The organism is Gilvimarinus sp. DA14 (assembly GCF_024204685.1).
Taxonomy (GTDB): Bacteria; Pseudomonadota; Gammaproteobacteria; order Pseudomonadales; family Cellvibrionaceae; genus Gilvimarinus.
Window position 1 is genome coordinate 2,606,238 of the sequence record NZ_CP100350.1, and the last position, 12,839, is coordinate 2,619,076.

The following is a 12,839-nucleotide window of genomic DNA, read 5'->3' on the forward strand; positions in this document are numbered from 1 at the left end:
CTTAGCGACTTTGGTTTAATAGCCACTGATAGAAATCATCGCTGCGGTACACGCGTCGCCAGGCATCGTGTCCCATATCCTCGTGTGTGGTGAACCTCACCCTTGGGTGGCCCAGTTGCTCAAGACGGTTTAACCCAGGGTAGAAATATTGGATGGGTACAGTGTGATCCCGGCCTCCGGCGAATTGCCAGACGGGAATTTGGTGCTTGGCTATCGGGGCGATGTATGAGGGATGACCCCACCCTACCACCGGAGCGATTGCGGCAAACATCTCCGGATGCTGGCTTGCCAGCCACCAAGTACCAAAGCCGCCGTAGCTCAAGCCGGTTAAGTACAGGCGGTTTTTATCAGTGTTAAAGTTCTTTTGCACATGGCTTACGATGTGTAACAAGTCTTTTTCTACCTTGTCCCATCCCTCTGGTAATAGCGCAGGTATTTCGCTCATATCATCATGGGTGGCGACGCCGGACATAGGTCGTGGGGTAGCGAAGTGCGGGTCGCGCGGTGGCACGCCTTCGGTTTGTCGTTCGGGAATCTGTGAAGCTGAGCGATTATCGATATAGCTGATGCCGCGTTTGTCCATATCGAACATGTGTAGCTGCGGCGAAATAATGATAAACGGCAGGTCTTTCTTTTGTATCCAGGCTTCGTAAAGCGGCCCGTGTAGCAGCACATAGTCTAGTTCGTCTTTGCCATTGCCCCGTTCACCGTTGCCGTGTAAAAACAGAATAACGGGCCATTTCTTATCCGCTTTATCGTCATAGCCGCTGGGCAGATAGAGAAAAAAGTCTCTCTCTTTTTGGTCGACGCTGCTGGTATAGCTGATGCGCTCGAGTTTCGGTTCCATAGCCGTCGCCTGGAGGCTGATTCCCGTTAGCAAAGCGAGGATCAGAGGTAGCAGAGCATTAACTGATTTCATAGTGTCATTTAAAGTGATTGTTATGCTTTATGTTGTATCGGTAAAGCTGTGGTGCGTATGGGAGACTTGAGTACGAACGAGGACTGTACACCGGTCACTCCTTCGGTGCGAGTCAGTTTGCCGAGCAGAAACTGTTGGAAGGCATCCATGTCTTCGACAATTACTTTTAACAAGTAATCGGCAGTTTGTCCGGTAATCAGGTGGCACTCCAACACCTCGGGGTAACCGGCGATGGTGCGCTCAAAGTTTTCAAATCGCTCTGGGGTGTGTTTATCCATACTGATATGGATAAACGCGGTTAAATTTAGCCCTAGTTTGCGTGCGTTCAATAGCGCGACATAACCATCGATCAAACCCTCTTCTTCCAGCTGGCGCACACGTCGCAGGCACGGAGACGGAGACAGGCTAATGGCATCGGCCAGCTCCTGGTTAGAGATACGCCCATCGCGTTGCAGGCGTTCCAGAATCATGCCGTCGTAGCGGTCAAGTTGCGTTGCCACACTTCCATCCTTCTCAAAATTCTACACATGAGCATGGTAGCGCAACATTATGCTAATTAATGTAAATAAAACCGGGTTTTCGCAATCGACTGCCAAGGGGTCTTTTCTATACTGATCACATCAGGAGGCCGGTGCAGGTATACCCCAGCCCAATCCGGCAGAGCCAAAAGCTCGGTGGTGAATACTTTGGGTGATCCTCAGGGTCATAAATTCGCACCGCTCCGCTATCTTAAGCAAAAGCCCATGAGGGCCAGGAGAATCAGATGTTAGATCAACCACAGAGCAAATATCGCCGGTTTGCACCGATCGATCTTCCCGATCGCCAGTGGCCTGGTAACACCATTGAATGCGCGCCTATCTGGATGAGTACCGACCTGCGCGATGGTAACCAGGCGCTGATTGATCCTATGTCCGTGGCAACTAAGTTGAAGTTCTTTCTGGCGTTGGTGCAAATGGGATTTAAAGAAATCGAGGTGGGGTTTCCCTCGGCATCGCAAACGGACTTTGATTTTGTCCGTCTGTTAATCGAAGAGAACCACATACCCAAGGACGTCACCATTGAGGTGTTGACTCAGGCTCGCAAAGAGCTAATCGATCGCACTGTAGAGTCTTTGCAGGGTGTGCATCGCGCTATCGTACATATGTACAACCCCACCGCACCGGATTTTCGTGAAATTGTGTATCGCACTGACAAGGCCGGAGTGAAAGCTATGGCCGAGCAGGGTACACAGTGGGTGAAGGAGGCCGTTGCCAGATACCCAGATACCGAATGGGTGTATCAGTATTCGCCTGAGGTGTTCTCTGGTACCGAGCTTGCCTTTGCCAAAGAAGTGGTCGATGCCGTCAGTGCCGTTTGGCAGCCCTCGGCAGAGCGCAAGATGATTGTAAATTTGCCGGCAACGGTCGAGATGTCGACCCCCAATACCTACGCTGACCAGATAGAGTGGATGCATCGCAACCTGGAGCGACGCGAGGCCATTGTCTTGAGTGTGCATCCGCACAATGATCGGGGCACGGCCGTAGCGGCCGCAGAGCTTGCGGTAATGGCTGGTGCAGATCGGGTTGAAGGCTGTTTATTTGGCAATGGCGAGCGCACTGGTAATGTGGATTTGGTGACTCTGGCACTCAACCTTTATACCCAGGGTATTCATCCGGGTGTGGATTTCAGTCAGATTGATCAGGTGCGCCAGCTGGTTGAGCAATGCAATAAGTTGCCGGTGCATCCGCGCCACCCCTACGCTGGCGAGCTGGTGTTTACCGCCTTTTCCGGTTCCCACCAGGATGCGATCAAAAAAGGCTTTGCTGTACAGCAGGCAGACGAACCCTGGCGGGTGCCTTATTTGCCGATTGATCCGGCGGATTTGGGTCGCAGTTATGAATCGGTAGTGCGGGTCAACAGCCAGTCAGGTAAGGGCGGTATCGCCTTTTTGTTGGCACAGGAATACGGCCTGGATATCCCTCGGCGGTTGCAAATTGAGTTTAGCCGCTTGGTACAGCAACACACCGACGCCAGTGGCAAAGAGGCAGATAGCGCAACAATTTTCGAACTTTTTGAGCGCGAGTACCTGGACGATGCCGGTGACCTGGCATACCGGCACAATGAGCAACACAGCCGCGATCAGGAGGTGACGCTGTCCGTTGATGTCAGCATTCACGGTAAGGAGTGTCGCTTAACCGGCAATGGTGCTGGCCCGGTTGCCGCTGCAGTGAACGCCTTGCAACCTCTGGTAGGAGAGGTAAGTGTGGTCGATTATCACGAGCACGCTGTTAAAGGTGGTGGCGCTGCGGGCGAAGCTGTGGGGTACATTGAGCTGCGGGTAAATGATTCCGACCCAGTATTCGGAGTAGGGCGAGATAGCAGTATTGTTGCTGCAGCGCTGAAAGCCTTAATCAATGGTATTAATCGTTGCGGGCTACAACTTGATGTCGGGAAGTTAACAAAAGCCTCCTAATAAAGGCATGCCGGCGTTCCTGTGCTAACCTTCCTTTACATAAGACGGAAGATGCCTGCCAGGTAGTTCATATTGAATACAGCCGCCCCAAAACAACTAAAATTCGGTCGAGTAACTTTACTTGTTTTGCTGCTTATCACAGTGGTATTAGTTGTCTTGCCTGAATTGTTGCCCCCGCGAGAAAAAGTATTATTACCGAATGATAATGCCACTCGGTTTATTTATGACGATCAGGATGCTGGCGGCGGTAACCGCGTACAGTGGGTAAACTTTGAGAAAAATCACTGGCGCTGTAGCCGAGACGAGTCACTTCCCTCAATCTATTGCGGCTTTAATTTGTCACTAAGTGACGATGACTTTACCTCGGGAGAGGATTTTTCCGGCTACACCAGTCTCGCTTTTGAATTGGATTTACAAAGCACCTCACCTGAAATAACTGTTTTTCTGCGCAACTTTAATCCGGCTTATTCAACCGTTGAAGACGGCAACAGCGCCCAGTACATTCACTTTATTCTTCAACCTAACGATCTTGCACCTCGTGTGGTGGTCAACTTTAATGAGTTTCGCTTAGCCGAGTGGTGGTTATCGGGGCGAAATCTAGCGCGCGAATACCGCAGTCCAGAGTTTACCAATATCACAATAGTGGGAATGAACCTAGGAGGTGACCTAGAGCCCGGGGATCACGAGGTAACTCTTAATCGAATCGTACTCTTGGGTCCGTGGATTGATGCCGAAGCATGGTACCTGGGTTTGCTGATTATTTGGCTGGGGGGCGCGATTGGTGTTCTGTCCTTAAAAATGCTTTACCAGCGCCAACAAACTCTGCAGGTTCGCAGTCAGTATTCCGATTTACATCAACGTCATCGACAGTTACACGATGAGGCTCGAGTGCTGAGCGACCTGAGTCAGCGTGACGGCCTGTCCGGATTATTAAATCGGTATGGATTGACCAAGGCGTTGGAGGGGCCGCTGACAGCTAATCGGCCTTGTGCATTACTGCTGGTAGATATTGACCATTTTAAACGCATTAATGATCGCCGAGGCCACCTGGAGGGCGATCAGGTAATTGTGCAGGTCGCCGAGATCCTCAAGTCCCAGGGACGTGCCAGTGATATTGTCGCCCGTTGGGGTGGTGAGGAGTTTGTTCTGGTGCTGCCGGCAACCCCCGCACAGGAGGCTTTAGCCTTGGCGGAGAGAATCCGTAACCAGGTGTTTGATAGTCCGGTATTTGCCGAAAAAAAACTAGCTGTGAGTGTCAGCATCGGCGTGGATGAGCTAGCGCCCGGAGCTGAATTTTCAGCGGCTTTAGCGCGCGCCGATCGTGCGCTTTACAAAGCCAAAGAGCTGGGCCGAAACTGCACTGTGCTTGCACAAACACTGGAAGAGCCGAGCGACTAATTAGTCAAAATGTTGTATTTTGCGCCACGTTTGCTGCTAGACTGTCAGTTGCAGCTATTCAGTGAGGGGCGTGCGTGGCGATACGGCTAAAAGGTGGATATACCGGGCTATTACTGGCGCTTCTGCTTACCGCTATTGCCATCGCGGCGCACCCCTATTTACCGGCGAGACAATTGGACCTGTTAGCATCGCCCGAGCGCACCACTTATCTATACTACGACCAGGTAGAGGGCGGCGGCACCCAGGGCGCCTGGCTTAATGATTCCGGTCTGGCGTTTCGCTGTAGCCGTTATGATCCGGCAAAGCCTTCCACCTATTGTGGTATGAGCCTGGAGCTTTTGCCGCAAGCCGATGATCCTGCCCACGGATTAAATCTGGCGGCCTACGATAGTTTGTATCTCGATATAGATGTTAAAAGCACACAGCCACGGCTGTCGATTATCCTGCGCAACTTCGATCCAAGATACGCCAAACCCGGTGATATAAATTCGGCCCAGCATATAGTTGTGACTCTACGCCGCGGTGACTTGCAGCGGCCGATACAAGTCAACTTTTCTGAATTTGCGGTTTCCGAGTGGTGGCTGGTTAACCGGGATATGCCGAGACCGTTAACTCTTCCGAGCTTTGACAATATTATTCTGTTAGGGGTGGATCTGCGCAATAACCTGGGGCCGGGTAGTCACGAGGTGGTGGTTAACGAGATAGTCGCGTTGGGTGAATGGGTGAGTGCCGAGCGCTGGTACCTGGGTATTCTTTTACTGTGGATGTTGGGTCTCACCGCCTATGGCGTAACGCGTTCTTTTCACTGGAAGCATCAAGCCCATGGCAAGCAAGTGCAGTTTAATGTCCTGGCCAATAAACACAGAGAGTTGCGCGAGCACGCGCGCGAACTCAAACAGCTGTCAGAGCGGGATAGTTTGACAGGGTTACTGAATCGAATGGGACTGGAATTGGCGTTCGAAAGGATGGATAAAACACCCGATAATCAGATTGCGCTTTTACTCCTTGATATAGATTATTTTAAGACAATTAACGACCACTATGGTCACGTCGAAGGCGACAGAGTTATTTTCGAAGTAAGCCAGTTGTTGCAAGACAGTGTGCGCGCCACCGACGTACTCGCTCGTTGGGGGGGTGAGGAGTTTTTACTTATTTGTCCGCACGCTAATTTAGAGCAAGCCTTCAGCCTCAGCGAAAAAATCCGTATGCGGGTGCACAACAGGTTGTGGTTTGCAGACAGCAAGACGCAAATATCCGTCAGTGTCGGTGTAGTCAGTATGCGGCGTGATGAAACCTTTCCCCAGGTGTTTGCCAGAGCTGACACCTGTCTTTACCGAGCCAAAAATTTAGGTCGTAACCGCACCGTCACCGAGCGGGAGCTATAGGCGAGCGCCCCAGGTTAAACTTTAGCTCTGGCGCCCACTGTGGGTTACAATACGCCGTCCGTTCCGCCAGACTGACGTTATGAGATTGATAAAGCCCGTTGCACCCAGCTTGCCCGCACTTATAGTTGCGTTACTGCTGAGCGCGTGCGCCCACGAAAAGCCGATTTACCGGCCGATTTTGACAGAGGGTTTTGCCGATTCTCTAGAACGCTGGAACAGCCATCACCCCGATCGTAAAATCGATCAGTATGATACCAATCAAATTCTCGCCATCGCCGATAACCTGTTACTGATGCAGCGAAACAACGGTGGTTGGCCCGCGCATACCAACCCCTTTCGCCCATTAAGCGGCGATGAAAAACTGCGCTTTCTTAAAGACCAGAACGCCTCCGACGCCAGCTTTGTGGATCATAATGTGTTTCCGCAAATTTACTATTTGTCCCATGTGTATTTGCAAACCGGCGATGTGCGCTATCGCAACGCCGCGCGCCGCGCGCTGCGTTTAACCATAAGCGCCCAGCTATACAATGGCGGCTGGACCGAGCGCGCTGTGGCCAGTACCAAACTGGAAGTCGCGCGAGCCCGGGTAGATACCCAAGTGACCTTGGATGCGCTGATATTCTTGCGCAAAATCGCCTCCGGCAGTATGCCCTATGGCTATATTTCATTTGAGACTCGCCGCGAAGCGGCCGATGCGGTGCGCAAAGGCGATGCCTTGCTGTTGCGCCTGCAGCAGGCCCACAACAGCCGCGCCAGTATATGGGCTAGCGCCTATGAGCTGGAGACGAACCTTCCGGCGCCCGCAAGTGATGAGTATTTGCCCAGTTTGAATACGCCCCTAAGTGTGGCAATCAGCCGCTACCTGATGCGTATCAAACGTCCGCCAGCGGAGGTAAAGCGCGCGGTTCGGGGTGCTCACGATTGGTTTATCAACAATACCTTACAGCGCTGGCAGACTCGCTACCGGGCTGAATTTGCCGAGGGGGACTTGCGCTTGCCGCGCTCCCAGAGCAACTTGCCTGCAGAGCCTCTCTGGGCAGAGCGTTATGTGTTGGAAACCTCGGAGCCGCAGCTGGCCTGCGCCAGTATGAGTGCGACCACTCAGTGGCTGGAGCACCCACAGGAGACAGGTGATTGGCCTTTGGATTTAATTGAAGACGATTACCCCAAATGGCAATCAATCAACAATCAAGCGCAGGTGCCCACTCTTTAGCTGGCGTCGGGTTTGTCTTTTTGCAGTGGGCTGTAAATGCCGTCATCGCGGGCCAAAGGTAGCGCGGCAATTTGTTGCTCGGTCCAGATTTTGACTTCTTCCGTCAGACTTTTGCGGTCCCGGCCCTCAGTGTTGATTGCCTCGCCAATAATCACGGTAATAGTGCCCGGATACTTTAAGTAGTGTTTATGCGGCCAGCACTCGGCGGCATTGTGCGCAACCGGCACCACAGGTACACCGGCACCACAGGCGATATCTGGCCCACTCTTATAATAGGTGCCCACTTTACCCAGAGGCATGCGGGTGCCCTCGGGGAAAATGAGTACGCTTACACCTTCACGCAAACGCTCAATACCTTTGCTTTTAACATCCTTCAGGGCCTGCATACGATTACTGCGGTCAATCGCGATGGGTTTGAGTGTGGCTAAGCCCCAACCGAAAAACGGAATGCGCATCAGCTCTTTTTTTAAGATGGTACTGATAGGCGCCATGTAATATTGCAAAAACATGGTTTCCCAAGTGCTTTGGTGTTTGGCCATCACTACCACAGGGTGTTCTGCCTTGCTGCGCTGATCGATGACTTTAAAGCGAATATTGCAGGTCACACGCAGCCATAACATTACAAACCGGTTCCAGCAGGTAATGATTCGCCAGCGCCATGAGTAAGGCATGAGAGGCCAAATTAAGATCGCTAAGCAGCCAAAAAAAACGCCGGTAGAGTAGTAGCCGATGTTGAACAATGTGGTGCGAAGGTAAAGCAAAGGCAAGATCCTTATGAGGTGAGCGTATCCACAGCTTGAGCAAGATTGGCGAATACCTCGACGTCTCGCTCATCAAGGTAATACGCATCGTCGGCTTGGCGGAGCTTGTTCAAGGTGGTTTCGCCTTTACCGGTTGTTACCAGCATGAGGCGGCAGCCTTTGGCGGCGCCAGCTTCTAAATCGCGCATGCTGTCGCCGATAAAAGGCACATCCTGCGCACTGGTATTAAACTCCGCCTCAATGGCATCAATGAGCCCTGGCAGAGGTTTGCGGCACTTGCATTCATCATCCGGGCCGTGGGGGCAGTAAAAAATAGCCCCTAACTGGCCCCCGGCGGCCTCGACCAGTTCGGTCAGTTTAGCGTGCATGGCTTCCAGATCATCCAGATCAAACAGCCCCCGGGCCAACCCGGACTGATTGGTGGCCACCACCACGGTGAAACCCGCTTGAGACAAACGGGCAATGGCCTCAATGCTGCCTTCAATCGGGGTCCACTGCTCGGCCGAGCGCACATAGTCATCACTGTCGTGATTGATAACGCCGTCGCGGTCGAGAATAACCAGTTGCATAAAGTGCCCTTAGCCTTTGGTGGGTGCCAATAAGGAAATGTCGGCGACTTGCAAAAACAATCCACGCAGCTTCGCCAGCAGTGCCAGACGATTGTTTTTCAGCGCTTCGTCATCGGCCATTACCATCACCTGATCAAAAAAGGTGTCAACAGGTTCACGCAAGCTGGCGAGCGTTGCCAGAGCATCGGCATACCGGCGCTCGGCAAATAAAGGCGCAACGCTTTCGGCCTTGTGGGCTACGGCCTCGGCCAGCTGTTTCTCCGCAGGCTCTTGCAGTAGTGATTCGTTGACTTGTTCGCTCGGGGCACTATCGAGCTTGCCCAGAATATTCGAAACGCGCTTATTGGCTGCAGCGAGTGCCTGGGCCTCGCTCATACGGGCAAAGGCGTCAACCGCCAGGACGCGGGCATTAATATCCAGCGGATGGGACAGCTCTTTTGCGGCCACTGCCAGGTACATCTCGGTGGCGATCTGGTCTTCTTCGTACCAGGCGCGAAAGCGCTCCAACATATACGCCAGGGCATCGTTCACGGTAGCGGCGGGATCTTTTATATTTTCTCCGTGGGCTGCCACCGCCTGTTCCAGCAGCATGCGCAAGTCCAGGTTGATGTCTTGCTCAACCATCAGGCGCAGAGCGCCCAGGCTGGCCCGGCGCAGGCCAAAGGGGTCTTTAGAGCCGGTGGGCTTCTGGCCGATACCGAAAATTCCGCTGATGGTGTCCAGACGATCGGCGAGGGCGATCAGGGTGCCGGTTTGCGTTTGCGGCAGCTTGTCACCGGCAAACTTAGGTAAGTACTGCTCGGTCAGAGCCTGGGCGACCTCGGCGTCTTCACCATCATTGAGGGCGTAGTAGTAGCCAGCAATACCTTGCATTTTGTCGAATTCCAGCACCATTTCGGTTACCAGATCCGCCTTGGATAACTCGCCGGCGCGGCGCGCCTTAGCGGCATCGCCACCGAGTTGTTCGGCGATCCTGGAGGCCAGCTGCGCGATGCGCTCTGTTTTGTCGAAAATGCTGCCCAGCTTGGCCTGGAACACGATACTTTTTAAGCGCTCGCGCTGGCTTTCCAGGCTGTGCTTCTTATCGGTTTCAAAGAAGAATGCGGCGTCAGACAAGCGCGGGCGAATCACCCGCTCGTTGCCGTCGATCACTTGCGCTGGATCTTTGGACTCGATATTCGCAAGGGTAATAAAGTTGGGCTTGAGATTGCCTTCGCCATCTACCACGTGAAAGTATTTCTGGTGTTCGGCCATCGAGGAGATCAAAGCCTCGGCGGGTACCTGCAGGAAGCGCTCTTCAAATTTACCGGTGAGGGCCACTGGCCACTCCACCAGTGCAGTCACTTCGTCCAACAGGTCTTCATCGATCACCGCGGTGCCGCTAATGGCCGAGGCTTCGCGGTTGACCTGCTCGATAATCAACGCCTGGCGCTCGGCGCGATCCACCAGCACATAGGCCTGGCGTAATGCTTCTACGTAATCGCAAGCGTTAGCGAGTGAAATTTCTTGGTTGTGATGGAAGCGATGACCGCGAGAGTTGCGGCCCGAGCTAACGCCCAAGATTTCGCCTTCAACCACCTCTGAGCCATATAGCATGACCACCCAGTGTACAGGGCGAACAAATTCCGTGCGCGAGGCGCCCCAGCGCATACGCTTGGGAATGGGCAGCTTGGCCAGAGAGTCGCTGATAATTCCGGCGATTAAATTTGTGGCTTGTTCGCCGCCGGCCTGTTGGCGTGCGACTAACTTGTCAGCCTTGCCGTCATTTTCAGTGGTGAGCTGATCGACGCTCAATCCGTTTTTGCTGGCAAAAGCTTCGGCGGCTTTGCTGGGTTTACCTTCAGCATCAAACGCGATTTTGGCCGGCGGGCCCCACACGGTCACTTCTTTGACCGGGGTGGCTGCTTCCAGGCTTTTAATTAAAAAGGCCAGGCGGCGCGGCGCGCAGTAGCTTTGGATTGCGCTGTAATTCAATCCGGCTTTTTCCAGGCCTTCTTCTACACCAGTTTGCAGCGCAGCGCTGAGAGACTTAAGGGCGACGGGGGGCAGCTCTTCGGTGCCCAGTTCAAACAGAAAATCGGCAGACATGTGTTATTGCTCCTCCGCGGCTAAAACTTCCTGGCGCAGCGATTCCTCGGCCAGAGGGAAGCCCAGAGATTTACGGGTATCAAAATAGGCCTGGGCCACGGCGCGGGCCAGGGTGCGCACACGCAGAATAAAGCGCTGGCGCTCGGTCACCGAGATGGCGTGGCGGGCATCCAATAGGTTAAACGCGTGGGAGGCCTTCATCACCATTTCATAGGCGGGCAGAGGCAGATTGGCCTCGACCAGGCGCTGGCTTTCGCGTTCACAGACATCAAAGGTCTGAAACAGAAAATCCACATCCGCCTGTTCAAAGTTGTAATGGGACATTTCCACTTCGTTCTGGTGAAAGACATCGCCGTAGGTGACTTTGTCGCCGGTGGGGCTGATGGTCCAGACCAAATCGAAAATAGAGTCCACACCTTGCAGGTACATGGCGATACGCTCAAGCCCGTAGGTGATCTCACCCGTCACCGGGTAGCATTCAAGCCCACCCACTTGCTGAAAGTAGGTAAATTGAGTGACTTCCATGCCGTTTAACCAGACCTCCCAGCCCAAGCCCCAGGCGCCGAGGGTGGGGGACTCCCAGTTGTCTTCCACAAAACGGATGTCATGAATACTGGTGTCGATACCCAGCTCGCGCAGCGAGCCCAGATACAGCTCCTGGATATTGTCCGGCGAGGGTTTTAATACCACTTGAAACTGATAGTAGTGCTGCAGGCGATTGGGGTTTTCGCCATAGCGACCGTCGGTGGGTCGGCGGCATGGTTGCACGTAAGCGCTGTTCCAGGTCTCGGGGCCGATGGCGCGCAGGAAGGTAGCAGGGTGAAAGGTGCCCGCGCCCACTTCCATATCCAGTGGTTGCAGAATCACGCAGCCCTGGCGGGCCCAATATTCCTGCAGGGCAAGAATCAGCCCTTGAAACGTGCTTACATCGGCTTTGGGTCTATCAGACACAGGGTAAGGCCTCCGGTGTGTGCAAAATATGAACGGCCCTTTGCGAGCCCGCTTAAAATCGAAGGGGCGAATTATAGCGTCACAACAGGGCTATTGGTATGGCACAGGCGCAAACTGGCGGCCTTTTGCCGCTAAACTGTGGCGATGTGCTTTTCGCTGGCACGAGAATTCCGGTAAGCTTCACCATCTTTTTGTGATGGGCGGGAGTTTCGCTTGAAACAACGTGTAGTACTGGCGCTGGTAAAGGGTGTGGGTTGTCTGCCGCTGTGGTGTGCCCGCAGTCTGGGCGCCGCCATTGGGTGGTTGCTCTGGCTGACTAACTCTAGAGCCAGGCGTGTCACTCAGACTAACCTGCGTTTGTGCTTCGCCAATATGCCTGAGGCTGAGCTAAACGCTCTGGTACGTAAAAGTTTAATAGAAACCGGTAAAGCTGGGGCAGAGATCCCGGTTATCTGGCGCCGGCGCGACAGTTGGTTGCGGCAAAAAGTGCTGGAGTACGAGGGCACGGATCTGTTGCGCCGTTCCATTGAGCGGGGCAAGGGTGTGATTATGCTGACCCCACACCTGGGTGACTGGGAGGTGCTGCCCTGCATTATCGCGCTGCACGGCAAGATGACCATTCTCTACCAGCCGCCGGGGGATTCCGCATTAGATGAATACATCTGCCAGGCGCGCAAACGGGCGCATCTGGAGCTGGCACCCACTAATAGACGCGGCGTGACTTCATTGATCAAGGCCCTGCGCAAAGGGGAAATGGTGGGCATATTGCCAGATCAGGTGCCAGACCCCGGCAATGGTGGTCTGGAAGCGCCTTTTTTTGGTGAGCAGGCGCTGACTATGACACTGGTGCACAGCTTGATGCGCAGTACCGAGTGTGAAGTTTTAATGTGCTATGCGCTACGCATTGCCGGCGGTTTTAAAGTCGTGTTCAGCGCCTGCGATAGCGAAATCTACGCCGAGCAAACCGAGCGAGGCGTCAAAGGACTAAACCTGTCGGTTGAGCAGGCGGTGCGCCAGGCTCCCAGTCAATACCAGTGGGAATACAAACGATTTAAAAGCCGTTCAACGGGTGAGCCCTACAGCTAGCCAGCGGTGTGGACAAC

The 12,839-nt window shown here is 53.7% G+C and carries 11 protein-coding genes; 5 read left to right on the plus strand and 6 right to left on the minus strand.

Going from position 1 to position 12,839, the window contains the following annotated elements; genetic code table 11:
- Window position 1: 1 nt before the first annotated feature.
- A complete protein-coding gene (locus NHM04_RS11375; RefSeq protein WP_254263910.1) occupies window positions 2-847 on the minus strand; it encodes a prolyl oligopeptidase family serine peptidase in 846 nt (281 codons plus the stop codon).
- Window positions 848-939: 92 nt separating this feature from the next.
- Window positions 940-1,419 carry an Lrp/AsnC family transcriptional regulator gene (locus tag NHM04_RS11380; protein WP_256526432.1) on the minus strand — a complete coding sequence of 160 codons (480 nt, stop codon included), beginning with the start codon at window positions 1,417-1,419 and terminating at the stop codon, window positions 940-942.
- A gap of 263 nt (window positions 1,420-1,682) precedes the next feature.
- On the opposite strand from NHM04_RS11380, the gene leuA reads away from it, so the two are divergent.
- The 4 genes from leuA (at window position 1,683) to NHM04_RS11400 (ending at window position 7,367) form a co-directional block, all read left to right on the plus strand.
- Window positions 1,683-3,371: a 2-isopropylmalate synthase gene (leuA, locus tag NHM04_RS11385; protein WP_254263911.1), complete on the plus strand. Its 1,689-nt coding sequence runs from the start codon at window positions 1,683-1,685 to the stop codon at window positions 3,369-3,371.
- Window positions 3,372-3,527: 156 nt separating this feature from the next.
- A complete protein-coding gene (locus NHM04_RS11390; RefSeq protein ID WP_254263912.1) occupies window positions 3,528-4,769 on the plus strand; it encodes a diguanylate cyclase in 1,242 nt (413 codons plus the stop codon).
- Between the two features lie 74 nt (window positions 4,770-4,843).
- A complete protein-coding gene (locus NHM04_RS11395) occupies window positions 4,844-6,154 on the plus strand; it encodes a diguanylate cyclase (RefSeq protein WP_254263913.1) in 1,311 nt (436 codons plus the stop codon).
- 79 nt (window positions 6,155-6,233) lie between these two features.
- On the plus strand, window positions 6,234-7,367 hold the full coding sequence (locus NHM04_RS11400) for a pectate lyase (RefSeq protein ID WP_254263914.1): 1,134 nt from the start codon (window positions 6,234-6,236) through the stop codon (window positions 7,365-7,367).
- Here the strand turns inward: NHM04_RS11400 and NHM04_RS11405 are convergent.
- The 4 genes from NHM04_RS11405 to glyQ form a co-directional block, all read right to left on the minus strand.
- On the minus strand, window positions 7,364-7,987 hold the full coding sequence (locus NHM04_RS11405; RefSeq protein ID WP_254263915.1) for a 1-acyl-sn-glycerol-3-phosphate acyltransferase: 624 nt from the start codon (window positions 7,985-7,987) through the stop codon (window positions 7,364-7,366). The two genes, NHM04_RS11400 and NHM04_RS11405, sit on opposite strands and share 4 nt — an antisense overlap.
- 152 nt (window positions 7,988-8,139) lie before the next feature.
- On the minus strand, window positions 8,140-8,697 hold the full coding sequence (gene gmhB, locus NHM04_RS11410; RefSeq protein ID WP_254263916.1) for a D-glycero-beta-D-manno-heptose 1,7-bisphosphate 7-phosphatase: 558 nt from the start codon (window positions 8,695-8,697) through the stop codon (window positions 8,140-8,142).
- 9 nt (window positions 8,698-8,706) lie between these two features.
- Window positions 8,707-10,785, minus strand: a complete 2,079-nt coding sequence (gene glyS / locus NHM04_RS11415; protein WP_254263917.1) for a glycine--tRNA ligase subunit beta — start codon at window positions 10,783-10,785, stop codon at window positions 8,707-8,709.
- A gap of 3 nt (window positions 10,786-10,788) precedes the next feature.
- The gene (gene glyQ, locus NHM04_RS11420) at window positions 10,789-11,736 is read right to left on the minus strand and encodes a glycine--tRNA ligase subunit alpha (RefSeq protein WP_254263918.1); all 948 of its coding nucleotides are present in this window, start codon (window positions 11,734-11,736) and stop codon (window positions 10,789-10,791) included.
- 213 nt (window positions 11,737-11,949) lie between these two features.
- On the opposite strand from glyQ, the gene NHM04_RS11425 reads away from it, so the two are divergent.
- A complete protein-coding gene (locus tag NHM04_RS11425; RefSeq protein ID WP_254263919.1) occupies window positions 11,950-12,822 on the plus strand; it encodes a lysophospholipid acyltransferase family protein in 873 nt (290 codons plus the stop codon).
- The last annotated feature ends 17 nt before the right edge of the window (window positions 12,823-12,839 follow it).

Bases quoted from the DNA above. Each gene is read 5' to 3' on its own strand.
- NHM04_RS11375 (WP_254263910.1), bottom strand. From the start codon at position 847: ATGGAACCGAAACTCGAGCGCATCAGCTATACCAGCAGCGTCGACCAA.
- leuA (WP_254263911.1), top strand. From the start codon at position 1,683: ATGTTAGATCAACCACAGAGCAAATATCGCCGGTTTGCACCGATCGAT.
- NHM04_RS11400 (WP_254263914.1), top strand. From the start codon at position 6,234: ATGAGATTGATAAAGCCCGTTGCACCCAGCTTGCCCGCACTTATAGTT.
- NHM04_RS11405 (WP_254263915.1), bottom strand. From the start codon at position 7,987: ATGTTATGGCTGCGTGTGACCTGCAATATTCGCTTTAAAGTCATCGAT.
- gmhB (WP_254263916.1), bottom strand. From the start codon at position 8,697: ATGCAACTGGTTATTCTCGACCGCGACGGCGTTATCAATCACGACAGT.
- glyS (WP_254263917.1), bottom strand. From the start codon at position 10,785: ATGTCTGCCGATTTTCTGTTTGAACTGGGCACCGAAGAGCTGCCCCCC.